10 protein-coding genes are annotated in these 17410 nt (G+C 54.5%); 2 read left to right on the top strand and 8 right to left on the bottom strand.

What is annotated here, in order from left to right:
* Nucleotides 1–123: 123 nt before the first annotated feature.
* From baeR to OGY08_RS04770, 6 genes are read right to left on the bottom strand one after another with little or no spacing between them, the layout of a single operon-like run.
* Nucleotides 124–846, bottom strand: a complete 723-nt coding sequence (gene baeR / locus OGY08_RS04795; RefSeq protein ID WP_008785214.1) for an envelope stress response regulator BaeR — start codon at nucleotides 844–846, stop codon at nucleotides 124–126.
* On the bottom strand, nucleotides 843–2246 hold the full coding sequence (gene baeS / locus OGY08_RS04790; protein WP_003834277.1) for an envelope stress sensor histidine kinase BaeS: 1404 nt from the start codon (nucleotides 2244–2246) through the stop codon (nucleotides 843–845). The genes baeR and baeS overlap by 4 nt, the downstream gene beginning before the upstream one ends.
* The gene (locus tag OGY08_RS04785; RefSeq protein WP_003834276.1) at nucleotides 2246–3658 is read right to left on the bottom strand and encodes an MFS transporter; all 1413 of its coding nucleotides are present in this window, start codon (nucleotides 3656–3658) and stop codon (nucleotides 2246–2248) included. Before OGY08_RS04785 ends, baeS begins: the two co-directional genes overlap by 1 nt.
* A complete protein-coding gene (gene mdtC / locus OGY08_RS04780) occupies nucleotides 3655–6735 on the bottom strand; it encodes a multidrug efflux RND transporter permease subunit MdtC (protein ID WP_125362660.1) in 3081 nt (1026 codons plus the stop codon). The genes OGY08_RS04785 and mdtC overlap by 4 nt, the downstream gene beginning before the upstream one ends.
* Nucleotides 6736–9858, bottom strand: a complete 3123-nt coding sequence (locus OGY08_RS04775; RefSeq protein ID WP_286565780.1) for an MdtB/MuxB family multidrug efflux RND transporter permease subunit — start codon at nucleotides 9856–9858, stop codon at nucleotides 6736–6738.
* Entirely contained in the window at nucleotides 9858–11105 is a 1248-nt protein-coding gene (locus tag OGY08_RS04770) for an MdtA/MuxA family multidrug efflux RND transporter periplasmic adaptor subunit (protein ID WP_125362658.1), read from the bottom strand. Before OGY08_RS04770 ends, OGY08_RS04775 begins: the two co-directional genes overlap by 1 nt.
* Before the next feature lie 279 nt (nucleotides 11106–11384).
* On the opposite strand from OGY08_RS04770, the gene OGY08_RS04765 reads away from it, so the two are divergent.
* Nucleotides 11385–11444 carry a type I toxin-antitoxin system Ibs family toxin gene (locus OGY08_RS04765; RefSeq protein WP_106672390.1) on the top strand — a complete coding sequence of 20 codons (60 nt, stop codon included), beginning with the start codon at nucleotides 11385–11387 and terminating at the stop codon, nucleotides 11442–11444.
* Nucleotides 11445–11543: 99 nt separating this feature from the next.
* On the opposite strand, the gene yegD is transcribed toward OGY08_RS04765, so the two are convergent.
* Entirely contained in the window at nucleotides 11544–12896 is a 1353-nt protein-coding gene (yegD, locus tag OGY08_RS04760) for a molecular chaperone (protein ID WP_125362657.1), read from the bottom strand.
* Nucleotides 12897–13032: 136 nt separating this feature from the next.
* On the opposite strand from yegD, the gene alkA reads away from it, so the two are divergent.
* Complete coding sequence (gene alkA, locus OGY08_RS04755) at nucleotides 13033–13902, top strand: DNA-3-methyladenine glycosylase 2 (protein WP_125362656.1); 870 nt, start codon at nucleotides 13033–13035, stop codon at nucleotides 13900–13902.
* Here the strand turns inward: alkA and OGY08_RS04750 are convergent.
* Nucleotides 13870–17199 carry a diguanylate cyclase gene (locus OGY08_RS04750; protein ID WP_219013480.1) on the bottom strand — a complete coding sequence of 1110 codons (3330 nt, stop codon included), beginning with the start codon at nucleotides 17197–17199 and terminating at the stop codon, nucleotides 13870–13872. The two genes, alkA and OGY08_RS04750, sit on opposite strands and share 33 nt — an antisense overlap.
* Nucleotides 17200–17410: the final 211 nt, after the last annotated feature.

Here is a 17410-nt window from a genome sequence, read left to right as displayed (position 1 = left end):
ATTAAAAGTTTTATATCAAACAGTTATTGACGACAGTATTGTCAGAAAGAGTATGAGCGATATTTGGAGAGTTGCTAGTTACCAGGGCTCACGGAGCAGCGGAGCCCTGAAGGGCAGGAGAGTTTAAGCAATTCGGCAGGCGTCGGCTTCCCAGCGATACCCCACGCCATAGACCGCGCGGATAAACGACTGCTCGGTATCCAGCGACTCCAGCTTGCGTCGCAGGTTCTTAATATGGCTGTCGATGGTGCGGTCGGTAACGACGCGGTAATCGTCATAGAGATGATTGAGCAACTGTTCACGGGAGAACACTTTACCCGGCTCATGTGACAACGTTTTAAGTAAGCGGAATTCGGCGGGCGTTAAATCGAGCATCTTCCCACGCCAGGAGGCCTGAAAACGGCCTTCATCGACGATAAGCGGGCTGTCTGCATCCATTTGTTGCAGTTCGCGCTGCGGTTTGCAGCGGCGCAGGATCGTTTTTACGCGCGCGACAACTTCGCGCGGGCTGTAAGGTTTACAAATATAATCATCAGCACCGATCTCCAGCCCCAGCAGGCGATCAATCTCTTCGATTTTAGCGGTTACCATCATGATGGGGACTTCTGAGAAGCGGCGGATTTCCCGACACAGAGTCAGACCGTCGGTACCGGGCAGCATCAGATCCAACAAGATCAGATCGGGCGGCGTTTGGCGCACGTAAGGCAGAACCAGGTCGCCGTGGTTGATCAGCGTAGGGGCATAGCTCGCTGCCCGCAGGTAGTCGATCAGCAGTTGCCCCAGCTTAGGCTCATCTTCCACGATCAGAATACGCGGTGTGTTTTCATCAATGGGTAACTCAGTCATACATCTCTCTGTAAATCGCGTTCCAGCGGTAACTCTACTGTAATGCTAACCCCACCAAAAGGCGAATGGGCGGCGCGGATTAGACCATTATGCGCTTGTACGATATTGACGCAAATCGCCAGCCCCAACCCGGAACCTCCGCTGGCGCGGTTGCGCGAGCCTTCGGTGCGATAAAATCGTTCAAACAGCTTCTGTAACTGCTCGTCACTTACGCCGGGAGCGGAATCAGCGAAGGTTAATAACACCATGCGTTCGCGTTGTTCGGCGCTGATATGCAACCCGCCACCGCTATCGGTGTAGCGCAGACTGTTTTCCAGCAGGTTGTTGAACAACTGCATCAGACGATCCCTGTCACCAAATACCGTCATGCTGTCGGGGAGCGAAAGCTGTATGGTCAATCCACGGCTGGCGAAGCGTTCACGAAATGCGCCGCTTGCCACTTCCAATAGGGGGATGAGGTCCAGCGATGTTTTCTGGTAGGCCAGCGCGCCTTCATCTGACATGGAGAGCTGATGAAGGTCGTCAACCAGTTTGGTGAGCGTACCGACTTCAGCCTGCAACGAGGCAACGGAGTCAGGGGTAAACTGGCGGACACCATCCTGAATGGCCTCCAGTTCACCGCGCAACACCGCCAACGGCGTACGCAGTTCGTGAGAAATATCGGCCATAAAGTCACGACGCATCTGCTGGTTTTTTTCCAGTGTACTGGCGAGCTGGTTGAAGTCCTGCGCCAGCTTGCCCAGCTCATCCGTACTGGTTGGCGTAACGCGAGTGGTGAAATCGCCCGCCGCCAGTTTGTGCGTGCCTTCCACCAACCGCTTAACCGGGGCCAGCAGGCTGCGCGCCAGCGTAAACGTCGCCAGCGCGGCCAGGATCGTGGAGAGCGCAACGATAAGCCAGCTGGATCGTCGTTGCTGCATGTCGAAATTGATATCCGTATTCCGCGTTAAGCGTTCCACAGGAGAGGCAATCACGGCGCCCACTTCGCTACCGTTAACGCGTATGGGATGGCGCATGCCGTCGCGAGGAACTGGGCCGCGCGGGCCGACAAGCACACGGGCGTTTTGGTCGACAACCCAAAACTGTGTACGCCAGCCGTGCGGCGGCATGCCTGGACCCGGTTTATCATCGTCGTTGTCGTGTTCAAAAGAGCGCAGGATCTGGAAAACAAAACGATCGTTATTGCGTAAGAATCGCCAGTTGCCGTGCTGCTCGTACTGCTCGCTTAACGCGTCGCTGAGCATTTGCAGCCGCTGTTCGTTGCCGTGCTTGATATAGTCAATAAAACCACGTTCGAAGCTAATGCGTACGGCCCAGTGCATGCTGATCAGCAACACAATGCAGGTGGCGAAAATTGCCAGAAACAGTTTGCCGGTGATACCGGGCCGCCAGAACTTCATCAGGTGCTCCTTTTGCGCCGTGAAATCACCGCGTTGGTTTGCGTGTCGTTCGGCACGCGGGCAAAAATAATGGCGGGCAGCGCAATAATGAAGGCGATGCACAGCCAGGTATACATAAAGACGGTATGCGTACTTCCACTGTCGATGGCGATATGCTGTTGGCCGAACATGCCCAGCAGCAGGCCTGCGATGGTCACACCAATACTCATCGACAGCTGCATGATCATCGACAGCAGGCTGTTACCGCTGCTGGCCAGATCGTCAGGCAGATCTTTTAACGTAAGCGTGTTCATGGATGAAAAACGCGTTGAGTTGACCATTCCCTGTAAAAACAGCACGAAGGGCAGGGCGTAATACCAGCCCAGCAGTGCCGTGGTCATTAGCAACAGACTGACCAGCGAAAGGCCAAGCGTAGTGGTAATCAGCACACGACGGTAACCAAAGCGGTTAACGACCTGCACCACAATGCGCTTCATGCCCATACTGCCCAGCACCATCGGGATCATCATCAGCCCGGCATGAAAAGGTGAAAAACCGAGGCCAATCTGTAAAAACACCGGTGTCATAAACGGCAACATGCCGCTGCCGATGCGTCCGGCAAAACTGCCGAACAGACCTAGCGAGAAGGTTGGTGTGCGAAACAGATTCAGGCTGAATAGCGCACGCGGATTACGATGGGCGTGTTTCAGATACAGCGCAATAGCCAACACCCCGCAGATAACCAACGCCGCCAGCGTGATACTGGAGAGGCCGGTTCCTTTGCTGCCATCGAGCGCCAGCGTCAGTACCGCCATGCCGACCGCCAGCATCGCGAACCCTGAGAGGTCGAAACGTCGGGTTTGCATGGTGTAGTTGGGCATCAGCATTAACGTCGCTATCGCGCCGACAATGCCTACCGGAATGTTAATCAAAAATATCCAGTGCCAGGAGGCGTATTCAACCAGAATTCCGCCTAACGCCGGGCCCAGCAGCGGGCCGATTTGACCGGGTAAAGTGACAAACGTCATTGCCGCCATATATTGCTCACGCGGGACGATTTTCATCACCGTTAGCCTGCCGACCGGCACCATCATCGCACCGCCAACGCCTTGTAAGACGCGCGCCATCACCAGCTCGTTGAGCGTGCTGGACCCGGCGCAAAAAAGCGAGCCAAGCGTAAACAGGATGATGGCGGTGAAGAAGATATTACGCACGCCAACTTTGTCCGCCAGCCATCCGCTGGCGGGCAGCATCACGGCAACAGTTAAAACATATGACACAATGACCATATGCATGTGTAACGGGCTTTCCCCGAGGCTTGCCGCCATCGAGGGAAGCGCGGTGTTAACGATGGTGGTATCCAGCGACTGCATAAAAAAGCCAAATGCCACAATCCAAAGTTGCCAGCGGGTGCTGTCGGGAAGTTCTGTCATAACTCTGCTACCGGTTTGCTGTTTTTACGCGAAAAACGCAGACGCAGACGGTCGAAAAAGAGATAGACCACGGGCGTGGTGTACAGCGTCAGGAGCTGGCTCACGACCAGCCCACCGACAATGGTTATCCCCAAAGGCTGACGCAGTTCAGAGCCATCGCCTGCGGATAACACCAACGGCAACGCGCCAAACAACGCCGCCAGCGTGGTCATCATTATTGGGCGAAAGCGCAACAAGCAGGCCTGGAAAATAGCTTCTTCCGGCTGTAGCTTGCCGTTTCTCTGCGCTTCCAGCGCAAAATCGACCATCATGATGGCGTTTTTCTTCACAATGCCAATTAATAGCATGATCCCTATCAGGGCGATTAGGCTGAATGGGGCATTGAACAGCTCCAGCGCTAACAACGCCCCGACGCCAGCCGAAGGTAGCGTGGAGAGAATGGTCAGCGGATGGACATAGCTTTCATACAGCATACCCAGCACGATATAAACCGTGGCGATGGCGGCGATAATCAGGATCACCTGCGAATTCATGGTGTCCTGAAATACCTGTGCGGTACCGGCAAAGCTACCGCGAACCGTGGAAGGGACGCCTAGCTGGGTCATGGTTCTGTTGATGGCCTCTGTCGCTTCTGACAGTGAAGAACCTGTCGGCAGGTTAAACGACACGGTTGAGGCGGCAGACAAACCCTGATGATTCACAGACAGCGGCGCATTCGCCGGCTGCCATTTAGCAAAGTACGATAACGGGATCGCTTTACCGTCATTGTTGATGACGAACATTTTGTCCAGTGCGCTGATGTCCTGGGTGTAACGTCGATCGACCTCCATCACCACTTTGTACTGGTTCATCGGCTGATAGATGGTAGAGATCTGTCGTTGTCCGAAAGCATTATTCAACAGGCTGTTGGCGGCTGCCACGTCGATCCCCAGACGAGACATGGTGTCGCGATCGTAAATCAGATTCATCTCCGCGCCATTGTCCTGCTGATCGGAGTTGACGTCTGCCAGTTGGGGCAGGGCGGCAAGCGCCTTACGGATCTTCGGTTCCCACTCACGCAGCGCCGCGAGATCGTCGGACAGCAATGTGTATTGATAGCTGGCGTTGGCCTGGCGTCCACCAACGCGAATATCTTGCACCGCCATTAAAAACAGATTCGCACCTGGCTCTTTTGAAAGCGCGACGCGCAGGCGGTCGATCACCTGCTGAGCGGTTTCATGGCGCTCATCACGTGGCTTGAGGGTAATAAACATCATCCCGCTGTTGACCCGCGAACCACCGGTAAAACCGGTGACGTTATTCACCGCCGGGTCGTCGCGGATGATCTTCATAAAGTCCTGCAGTTTGCCGCGCATGGCCTGAAATGAGATGCTCTGGTCGGCCTGGATCCCACCCATCAATACACCCGTATCCTGCTCCGGGAAGAAGGTTTTGGGGATGGAAATATAAAGCCAGATATTCAGCGCGATGGTGCCAAGTAACACCACGCCTACCAGCCGCGTATGGCGTAGCACCCATTTAAGCGAGGTGCCGTAACTCTGTTGCAGCGCCACTAGCACACGACCAAAACCCCGCTTGCGAGACTGTTCGCGCGGGGTGCTGGATTTGAGCATCCAGCCGCACATCATTGGCGTTAATGTCAGCGACACCAGCAGCGAGATACCGATAGCAACCGACAGCGTGACAGCAAACTCACGCAGCAAGCGCCCAGGCAATCCGCCCATTAACAGCAGTGGCAGGAACACCGCCACCAGCGACAGACTCATGGAGAGCACGGTGAATCCCACTTCGCGCGTACCCTGTAACGCCGCCTGGAGCGGCTTCATTCCTGCTTCCAGGTGGCGGGCAATATTTTCCAGCACCACGATGGCGTCATCGACGACAAATCCCGTAGCAATGGTGAGCGCCATCAACGACAGGTTGTTCAGGCTGAATCCACACAGATACATGGCGGCAAAGGTACCGATCAGCGAGACCGGAACTGCTACCGCGGGGATCAGCGTCGCACGCCCGGAGCGCAGGAAAATAAAGACCACCAGGATAACCAGCGCCACGGAGATAATCAGCGTCTGTTCGACTTCTTCCAGCGAGGCGCGAATAGTCGGCGAGCGGTCTTGGGCGATTTGCAGATCGATAGCGGCCGGGACCAGCGTTTGTAACTCCGGCAATTTGGCGCGAATGCTGTCTACCGTCTGAATGATATTGGCTTCCGGTAGCTTGCGGATCATCAACAGAATGGCCGGTTTGGCATTGGTCATCCCCGCGTTGCGTACGTCCTGCACCGAGTCGGTTACAGACGCAACGTCGCCCAGTCGCACCGCCGCGCCGTTATTGTAGTGGATGATAATCGGCTGGTATTCGGCGGCGGTTTTCAGCTCATCGTTGGTTTGTACCTGCCAACGGTGGGTATCATTCTCGATAGCGCCCTGCGGCTTACGCACATTGGCGTTGTCAATTGCGCTACGCACGTCGTCCAGCGACACGCCCTGGTTAAACAGTGCCTGCGGATTGAGCCCTACACGCACCGCAGGCAGTGAGCTGCCTCCAACGTCCACGTCGCCCACACCGTCAATTTGCGCGATGGTTTGCGCCAGTTGTGTTGATGCGAAATCGTACAATTCACCTTGCGAGTACGTGTCCGACGTTAGCGTCAGGATCATGATTGGCGCATCGGAAGGGTTGGCTTTGCGATACGTTGGTCGGCTCGGCATCCCGCTGGGTAGCAGACTTTGCGCGGCGTTAATTGCGGCCTGAACGTCCCGCGCCGCGCCATTGATGTCACGGTCGAATTTGAATTCGAGAATAATACGCGTACTGCCAAGTGAACTGCTTGATGTCATTTCGTTCACGCCCGCAATGCGCCCCAGCGAGCGCTCCAGCGGAGTTGCGACCGAGGACGCCATCGTTTCGGGTGAGGCACCGGGTAACGATGCGCTGACCATGATCACCGGAAAATCCACCTGCGGTAGCGGAGCGACCGGCAGCAGACGAAATCCGAGTATGCCGCACAGGGTGATGGCCACCGAAATGAGAATGGTCGCCACCGAACGATGAATGAAAAGCGCAAAAAATTTCATTTACGCTTCCTCTTCCTGACGCGGGAAGCGGCTTTTCACGTACAACGAGAGACGGTCAAACAGCAGATAAATCACCGGAGTGGTAAACAGGGTTAATACCTGACTCACCAGCAGCCCACCGACCATGCCAATACCTAATGGGCGACGTAACTCTGCGCCCACGCCGGTACTCAACATCAGCGGCAACGCGCCGAGCAGTGCCGCCAGTGTAGTCATCAGGATCGGGCGAAAACGCAGCAGACAAGCCTGGAAAATGGCATCGCGTGGTGACATTCCCTGTTCGCGCTCCGCGGCAAGGGCAAAGTCGATCATCATGATGGCGTTTTTCTTGACGATACCGATGAGCAAAATAATGCCGATAATCGCGATGACGTCCAGTTCGCTCCCGGCAATCATTAACGCCAGAAGCGCCCCGACGCCCGCCGTCGGCAGCGTGGAGAGAATAGTAATTGGGTGAATAAAGCTCTCATACAGCACGCCCAGTACGATATACATTGCGACAACCGCAGCCACAATCAACCAGATGGTATTTCCCAGCGCAGCCTGGAAGGCGAGCGTGCTGCCCTGGAACTGGGTGGTAATATTTGCGGGCAGGTTAAGCGTTTTTTCGGTATCCAGAATGGCCTGTACCGCATCACCCAGCGACCACTCGTCTGGCACGTTGAACGAGATGGTGGTGACCGGGAACTGATCGAGGTGGTTAATCGACAGCGGGGCAAAACGCTGTTCAACACTGGCGATCGCGCTGAGCGGTACTATGCCGCCGTCGCTACTGGTCAGACGAATTGTATCCAGTGCCGCAAGCCCTGGCGTATTGTTGGTGTCATGTTCTAACACCACGCGATACTGATTTGCCTGGGTGTAGATGGTTGAAATCAGTCGCTGGCCGAAGGCGTTGTACAGGGCGTTGTCGACATCTGACATGCTGATGCCCAAACGGCTGGCGCTGTCACGATTGACGTTCACATATGCTACCAGCCCTTTGTCCTGCCAGTCGCTACTGACATCGGACAGTTGCGGTAGCTGATTTAGTTTTGCTATCAGCTGTGGAACCCAGGTGCTGAGGGCATCAAGGGATGTCGCTTGCAGCGTGAACTGATATTGCGTCCGGCTGACCTGAGTATCAATCGTCAGATCCTGAGTGGGCTGAAGATAAAGGTCAACTCCGGGAACTCTGTCAACCGCATCCTGTAGGCGGGCAATCACTTTCTGCACCCGATCGTCGCGTTCATCCAGCGGCTTAAGGTTGATTTGTAAGCGCGCGCTGTTCAATGCCGTATTAGTGCCGTCCACACCGACAAAAGCGGTCAGGCCTTCTACCGCCGGATCTTTCAGAATGACATCTGAAACCTGACGCTGGCGCTGGGCCATGCTGGCAAATGAGCTGGACTGCGGTGCCTGTAGCGTGCCCTGGATAATGCCGTTATCCTGGATCGGAAAGAAGCCTTTGGGGATAAAGACCCATAGCATAACGCTCAGCGCCAGCGTGCCGAGCGCAACGCTCAGCGTGAGCCACGGATGGTTGAGCACTTTCGCCAGCCAGTGGCCGTACCCGGCAATAACGCGATCAAACATGCTCTCTGAGGCACGGGAGAAGCGGTTTTGCTTACGCAATGAGGCCTGATTCAGCATACGCGCGCACATCATCGGCGTAAGAGTGAGCGAGACAACGGCGGAAATCAGAATCGCTATGGCCAGCGTCACAGCGAACTCCCGGAATAATCGACCTACGATATCACCCATAAACAGCAGTGGGATCAGTACGGCGATCAGTGAAAATGTCAGAGAGATGATGGTAAAACCAATCTCGCCCGCGCCCTTCAGGGCAGCAGTCAGCGGTTTTTCGCCTTTTTCGATATAGCGTGAAATATTCTCGATAACCACGATAGCGTCATCCACCACAAAACCTGTCGCAATGGTTAGCGCCATGAGGGTCAGGTTGTTGATGGAGAAATCAAGAAATACCATCACCGCGAAAGTACCGATTAACGATAACGGTACGGCGACCGCAGGAATAATGGTTGCCGGAATATTGCGCAAAAACAGGTAGATAATCATGACTACCAGCGCAATCGCCAGCATCAACTCAAATTGGGTATCCGCTACGGACGCACGAATATTGGTTGTACGATCGGAAAGTACGCTGACCTTAACCGATTTGGGCAGGCTCTCGGTGAGCTGCGGCAGCATCTGGCGGATACTGTCTGCCGTGGAGATGATGTTTGCGCCAGGTTGGCGCTGAATATTCATTACTATAGCTTGTTGCTTATTGGCCCATGCGCCCAGCCAGCTGTTTTCGGCCCCTTGCTCAACGGTGGCGACATCGCCCAGACGAACCGGTGCCCCGTTTTTATAGGCAACAATGAGCTGACGATATTCATCCGCGGACTGCATCTGGTCGTTGGCTGAAAGGGTAACGGCACGCGTTGGACCATCAAGACTCCCTTTTGCCGAATTGACGTTGGCACCGGTAATGGCCGTACGGATGGTTTCGCTGGTCAGACCGAGTGCGGCAATAGCCTGAGCGTTAAGCTTCACGCGGACCGCCGGACGTTGCCCACCAGAAAGTGTTACCAGACCCACGCCGGAGACCTGAGAGATTTTCTGCGCGACGCGGGTTTCGACCATATCTTCCACCTGCGTCATCGGCATGGCGCTGGATGTGACCGCCAGAGTCATGATCGGCGGATCTGCCGGGTTTACCTTGCTGTAGACCGGAGGGTTAGGGAGATCGCTGGGTAATAAATTGGTGGCGGCGTTAATCGCGGCCTGAACTTCCTGCTCGGCAACATCCAACGGGAGCGTCAGTTGAAACTGTAACGTAACGACCGATGCGCCACCGGAGCTTTGTGATGACATCTGTTTTAAGCCAGACATCTGTCCAAACTGGCGTTCAAGCGGTGCGGTGACCGCCGAGGTCATGACGTCCGGGCTGGCGCCAGGGTAGAGCGTAACGACCTGAATCGTGGGGTAATCCACTTCAGGTAAGGCGGCGATTGGCAGGAAGCGATAACCGATAATTCCGGCAAGCAAAATCGCGACCATCAGCAGCGTGGTGGCGACGGGGCGCAGAATAAACAGGCGCGATGGTCCGCCTGTGTTGTCCGGAGGTAACACCTGCATCAGGAGTTAGCTCCTTTTTTGCCGTATCCGCGTGGCGCTGTTTTCTCGTCGGAAACAGAGGCGTCGTGCGCCTCAACGACTTCGACTTTTGCGCCTTCCGTCAGACGGTCAATCCCGTCGGTCACGACCCGATCGCCCGCAGAAAGCCCGGCGGCAATCACCACTTTTTGGCTATCCTGAATACCCGGTTTAACCAGGTGTTTGCTCACTTTATTGTCGCTATTCAGTACCCAGACAAAATGGCCTTCGTTACCCATTTGCAGGGCGGCAGTTGGGATCACAACGGCATTTTGTTGTGTGTCGACCAGCATGCGGGCGTTAACGAACTGGTTAGGGAATAAAGCATCATCCTGATTGTTAAAACGAGCCTTTACTTTGATTGTTCCGGTGGTGGCATCAATCTGATTGTCGAGACTGAGCAGGACGCCTTCGCTCAGCTTTTGCGAATTGGTTCGGTCCCAGGCTTCGACCTTCAGCTGGCTCCCCGATTTTTGTGCCTGCAATACGGTAGCAATGTCGTTTTCAGGCAACGTAAATATCAGGTCGATGGGATGCGTTTGCGTAATGACGACGATTCCGGTGGTATCGCCGCTGGAAATTTGGTTACCGACATCGACCTGTTTCAGGCCGACACGACCATCGACAGGCGCGGTTATCCGGCTCCAGTCGAGCTGCAACTGAGCGCTGGCGACACTGGCTTCATCCGCTTTGATTGTGCCTAACGTCTCGTTGACCAGCGCCTGCTGGGCATCCAGCTCCTGGCGGGAGACCAGATTGGTTTTAACCAACTGTTGATAGCGGGCAAGGTCGCGACGGGCATTCGCCAGCGTGGCTTTATCTTTTGCCAGTTGTCCCTGCGCCTGAGCCAGAGCAACTTTGAACTGGCTGGGATCTATCTCTGCCAGCAGGTCGCCGGCTTTTACCTGTTGTCCTTCCTCAAAGTGTAAGGCGATGAGTTGACCATCCACCCGACTACGCACCGTGGCGGTATTTGCGGCAGTAACGGTCCCCAGCCCTGTCAGATAGCGTGGCACGGCTTCCTCGGTGGCGGTGGCAGCCTGCACGGGAGCCAACGGTCCGGAGCGCATTCCACGCCGTCCTGACCCCGCCGCGTGCTGCGCGGGTTTGGTCGCGCCCGGTGCGGTTCCCTGGGATGCGCTGCGGCTTTGCCAGAACCAGATGGCGGCGACGGCGGCCACGACGATCACGATTGCTATCACCCAGCGGGATTTATTACTGCCTTTCATTGTTATGAGTTTCTCATCCTGAAACGATTCGCGGAATGATACTAGTTTAGCCAGTGAACAAGGGAGAAAAATGGAGGAATTATGAAACACTGTCGGGATTCGTCTGAATGCTGACGCGGCTTTGCGAGGCGTTACGCAACAATCGGTGGTGAAGATAGCGAATATACAATTGTGCGATAGAGTGCTGACAAGGCAAAAAGGAGGAAAGCCAGAGATTTCAGCGGGACGCTGGAACGGGAAAGCCCCTCCCGAGGAAGGGGCCAAAATAAGGAAAGGGTTATGATGAAGTACGTCATCATACTGGTGATACTCTTAGTCATTAGCTTACCGGCTTACTAAGACACCAGGGGGAGGGGAAACCTTCCCTAACCCTCACTCCTGAAAATAAGCCACAGCAAGGATGATGTCAATACGCACACTTTTCAGCATGCGAGCGGCTTAGCGGAAAACAACGTCAGCCCAGCGGGCCAGTCCGGCGGTGACAGAACCGAAGTCATCGCCACCCGCGATAGGGATCCCGGGAAGCTGCTGGGCGAGGGCTTTTTTAATCAGCGGCGAACGCGCGCTGCCGCCAGTCAGATAAATCACGTCCGGTTTTTCCTGTGCGTTGTCCAGCGCCAGCTGGACCTGCTCGAGAATACGCGCCAGGGGCTGATTGAGCGCAGCTTCCAGTCCGTGTTGATTGATATCGGTTGCCAGCGTGTCGCTGATAAACGGTATCGCCGCCGTTACAATAGTCTGGTCGGAAAGTGCGATTTTGCTCTCTTCTGCACTGCGCACCAGGCGATAGCTCAGACGCTCGCGCCAGACTTTAAGCAGCAGAGCGACTTTATCGGCTTTTCTCGCGTCGCGGACAAGATCGTTGAGCAGTCGACCGTTGGCGCTGCTATAGAAATCACTTTGCGCGGGAACGTCGTTGATTGCGACCGCGTTCCACCACGGGAGAATCGGTAAGGCGATACCTTTTTCTGTCTCACCGCCCATACCCAGCAGTGGCATCAGGTGTTTAAACGCCAGCGCGATATCCAGATCGTTCCCGCCTACGCGGCAGCCACTGTGTCCCAGCAGGCTGTTTTCGCGATCGGCACGCTGATGCCATTGCGGCCCCATCAGCAGCAGTGAACAGTCGGTCGTACCCCCGCCAATATCCACCACCAACACGCGTTTTTCTTCCTGCAGCGTCGCTTCGTAATCCAGTCCCGCCGCTACCGGCTCGTACTGGAAGACGACATCCTGAAAACCGGCGCGTTTGGCCGCACGTTCAAGAATACCCTGCGCCTGGGTGTTGGCGTCATCGCCACCTAATCCCTGGAAGTTGATGGGCCGACCAATCACGGCCTGAGTGATTGCTTCCGGCAGCTGGCTTTGCGCCTGGTTGCGAATGTGCAGCATCATTGCACAGACCAGATCTTCAAACAGCGCAACCTGTTGCGGCTTCAGACCGCTGGCGCCCAAAAATGATTTTGGCGATTTAACGAAGTACACCTCTTCCGGGTCTTCAATATACTGACCCAGCGATGCCAGACCGAACTGTACGCTGTTGGCGTTAACGTCGATGTCTTCTTCGCGGTTGTAGCGCATCGCACGGCGAAGCAGCGCCTGCGTTTCATCGTCCGTAGTTGGGATGTCATGATGGCGATACAGCCACTCGCTAACCGCTTCGCGCGTTGGTGCGCACAGCATTGAGGGTAGCAGCGTGCTGTTATTTTCCATTTTGAGCAGGTGGGGCTGCCCATCACGCATAACGGCCACTGAACAGTTTGCCGTACCGTAGTCAAAACCAATAAACACCGTAAAAATCCCCATGCCAGTGAAGAAGGGGCGTGACTTTAACGAATAGTTGACGCCCCGACAACTGGAATATGAAAGCAAGGCATACTGATTGAATACCGTTTATGCTGTAGGTTTGCGTAAAAAGGAAAACTGAATGTTCACGCTGAGCTGGCAACCACCTTATGACTGGCCCTGGATGCTGGGATTTCTTGCCGCCCGTGCGGTTGAAGGTGTCGAAACCGTAGAGGAACTGAGCTATGTCAGAAGCCTGTCCGTAGGGGAGCATCGTGGTCTGGTGCGCGTTGTCCCGGATCTGCATGCCAACGTGCTACACGTGACGTTGAGCACAGGGTTACAGCCGGTAGCTTCCGAGTGCCTGGCAAAAATAACGCGCTTGTTCGATCTTGGCTGTTGCCCGCAGCAAATTATCGCCGCGCTGGGTAGCCTCGGTGCGGCGCGTCCGGGACTGCGCCTGCCGGGATGTGTCGATGCGTTTGAGCAAGGGGTACGGGCGATTTTAGGGCAGTTAGTCAGCGTATTGATGGCCGCTAAACTGACGGCGAAAGTGGCGCACGCTTACGGGGAAGCGCTGGAGGATGCGCCCGAGTATGTGTGTTTTCCTACGCCGGAAGCGCTTGCCAAAGCCGATCCGCTACGCCTGAAAGCGTTAGGAATGCCGCTCAAACGCGCTGAAGCGTTGATTCACCTGGCTCATGCAACCCTTGAAGGAACGCTCGCGACAACAGCCCCTGCCGATATCGAACAAGGCGTTAAGCAGCTACAAACGTTTCCCGGGATAGGGCGCTGGACCGCCAACTATTTCGCGCTACGTGGTTGGCAGGCGAAGGACGTTTTTCTGCCGGATGATTATCTGATTAAACAGCGTTTTCCCGGCATGACACCGGCCCAGATCCGACGGTATGCAGAGCGCTGGAAACCCTGGCGCTCCTATGCGCTGTTACATATTTGGTATACGGATGGCTGGCAACCGTCAGTTGATGGCGAAATTACTGGTATTCAGTAGCAGATCCAGCGGTTGGGCATCGGCAATAATATCGCCATAAATCATATCAACACCGATGCCAGAAAGCGTATCCATGATGAGTGGCAACTGCACCGGACCGGCGATAGTTTTTATGTCCAGGCGCTGGGCATGACCCTGAATAATGGACACCCACATTTCGTCGATCAGGTTGCCGGGAGCGCTGGCACTTAGCTCGCTGTCGAGCAACAGGTAATCGACAATGCGATATTTCAGGTTGTCAAAGAGCTCTAAATCGCGACCAACCTGACTTAATACAATTCGACAACCGTACTGACGCAGTCGATGCAGGGCGGATATAGCCTGCGTTGGGTTGGTTTTGAAGACGCTTGCCGGAATGGTCAGATGCAGCAATCGCGGCGGTAGTGGACTGCGTTGCAAGTGCTCCAGCAACTCATCGATAAGTTCTGTGTTGAGCAGGCCGACGGCGGAAAGGGGCAGGGCAATACTGAGGCCCTTACTGGCTACTGCTTGGGCAGAGTTCTGGAAGAACTCGCTAAATACCCGACGGTCAAGCGCCTTGCTTAACGCGGGATCGACCAGCCCGGCGCGGAAGGCTTGCTCCTCAATGACTTCACCCTCAGCGGTGCCTAAGCGAAGCGAGAGAAGCCAGAAGCTAAACGTCTCCGGTATACGCGGGGAAGCCACACCTCTGGCGATCATCAGCATTGGGTTGTGCATAATGGTGTGTCTTTGCTCATCCAATGTCAGTTGACTACGCGCGGCATGACCCTGGCTTTGCTGCGGTTCATAAACGCAGACGCGTCCACGCCCACTGTTTTTCGCCGCATAACAGGCAATATCCGCTTGAGACATTACGTCGCTGGCGACATGGTTTTTCTCATCAATGAGCGTAATCCCTGCGCTGGCGCCAATACGGTGTAAGCGGCCTTCCCACATGAAGTGGTAATCATTAATGGCGCTGATGACGCGACCTGAAATAAAGCGAGCGCTTTCGATATTACAATCCGGTAGCAACAGACCAAACTCGTCGCCGCCCAGGCGCGCCAGCATATCGCTGGATCGCAACATGCTGAGCATAAGCGCTGAGAGTTCACGCAGCAGGGCATCGCCTGCGGCATGACCCGCGCTGTCGTTCACTGCTTTAAAACGATCCAAATCGATAAAAACCAACACATGGCGCTGGTGCGTGTCGTGTACCGAATGCAGCAATTGTTTTAGATGGTTTTCGAAGCTGACCCGGTTTGCCAACTGCGTCAGGTCATCATGCGAGGCGCTGTAGCTAAGCTGGCGGAGCATCTTCCGCGACTCGGTAACGTCCTGAATAACCAACACCGAGCCAATGCTGCCGCCGTCGAGGGTGCTGAGGGGCGTGATGCTATACTGAATGTCATAACTGTTGCCGTTACGACAATGCAGGACCACTTCCTGTTCGATTGCCGTACGCGACATGTCAGCACTGTAGATATTTTCCATCAGCGGACCGTTCTCGCCAAAAGTAATATGTAGTACCGTCAATAGCGGAATGCCGATGGCACTGTCCTGCTGCCAGCCGCTCATTTTCTCAGCAACCGGATTCATAAAGGTCACGTTCATATCGACATCAATACAAATCACCGCTTCGCCGATTGAATCCAGCGTAATGTGAAGGCGCTCTTTTTCCTGAAACAGCGCTTCGTTAAGCTGCTTGACTTCGGTCATATCCATATTGATACCAAGTAAGCGTTCAACTTCACCGTCTTTATTCAGTACCCGGTTGGCCAACGAACGGATATGGCGTATGCCATCTTTTACCGCGATACGAAACTCAAGCTTAAACGGAGCCCGTGCGGCCAGTGAATCACGAATCACATTTTCGGCGTACTCACGATCTTCGGGTACCACGCACTCATACCAGACTTGCCAACTGGGCTTGATATGCGCAGGAACTTCGTAGAGATCGAACATCCGTTTATCCCAGCTGATCACGTCAGGCTGTAGTTCCCATTCCCAAATCCCAATCCCCCCGGCTTCATTGGCGAGGGTAATGCGCTCCATCAACCGTTTGTTAATCCACTCGGTATGCTTCAGGTCGTTAATGTCCTCAACCTGCGCGATAAAATAGAGTGGGGTATTGTCGCTATGACGCACCAACGAAACGGCCAGCAACGCCCAGACGACGTCGCCCGAACGGGTGTAATAGCGTTTTTCCATGGAATAGCTATTAATCTCTCCGCGTGCCAGCATGTTCAGCTGTTCAATGTCGTTATTCAAATCTTCCGGCCAGGTTAATTGCTGGAAGGTCAGTGAACGTAACTCCTCCTGGCTATAGCCCAGAAACTGACACAAGGCTTTATTGGCCTGTAACCATTGCCCCTCGGTACCGACTAACGCCATGCCAATCGCGGAATATTCCATGGCGTTGCGAAAGCGTGACTCGCTTTCTGAAATGTGCTTGCGTTCGGCTCGAAACGCGTACATCACCATGGTCATCATATTAGCGGGCAACAGGATCATCAAAAACGGCAACCAGGGGATGTCCGTCATCATGTTCGGTTTCGGGGTGTAAAGTAGCGAAGGGTCGGCAGCCAGCATCAGCGAAACCATCATCACGGTGCTGAGGAATATTAAAAACGCCTCCATACGCGGCAGACGGACAGCGCTCCACATCAGCAGGACAATAACGCAGGTAAATGGCCATGGAATGTACATCATGGATAGCCAACTGAGCGTTAAGGTCACCAGCAGGGTAATCAGGGTCTCAAGCAATAATCGCGGGTCGCGATGGCGCAACAGGTAATGTGGTTTAAACAGTAAACCTAACGGCACCAACGCCAGTGCGCCAATGGATTCTGACAGTACCCAAATGAGAAAGGTATTTAACGACGTGTCCTTCGGCAGCAACAACCACATCAAAATGCCGCCCAACAGTGGCGGAACAACCGCGCTACCAAATGCCAGGCGCGCCCAGTCATTCAAATTTTGTAAGGGATTGTACCAGGGCAGCAGTTTACGCAATAACATTGCGCCAACAACAGCCTCAATAATGTTAATGACCGTATAGGAGAAATTAAGCGACTGTCCGGGGAAAAAAAGTAAAGAGGCGCCGATGCTACCGAATGAGCAAGCCAGCGCGATCCCTGGCCACATCTTTCCCGCGTGACGGTAAAAAGCCACCATCATGATAGAGGTTGGAAACCACAGAGGGGCAAGCTGTGCGCCGTAACGTGATAGTTCCAGCGAAAACAACGTAAAGATGAAAGCCACCAGACCTAAACTGGCCAGGCGCAGTAGAGGATGGGGTAAGGTAACTAAAACATGTTGGGATTGTTTACTCATTACCACTCTACCCAAATAGCCGTTGTCGCCCAGCAGAGATGCCGGACGCATCACATTTAATCTGGGATTATGCTAGTACAAACAATTTACAATTTATACGCCAGCTGCTCATAAATTAACACTCCCAAGCTATTAATTCCTAAGGCAGGTGAATAAATATAGCGGCTGTTCTAAATCTGACCATTTTAATTTGCGACAGGGACAGCATTGG

This window comes from Citrobacter sp. Cpo069 (genome assembly GCF_030332785.1).
Classification (GTDB): domain Bacteria; phylum Pseudomonadota; class Gammaproteobacteria; order Enterobacterales; family Enterobacteriaceae; genus Citrobacter; species Citrobacter portucalensis.
Note: the sequence above shows the minus strand (reverse complement) of the source record. Positions and strands in the feature narration are given on the sequence as shown.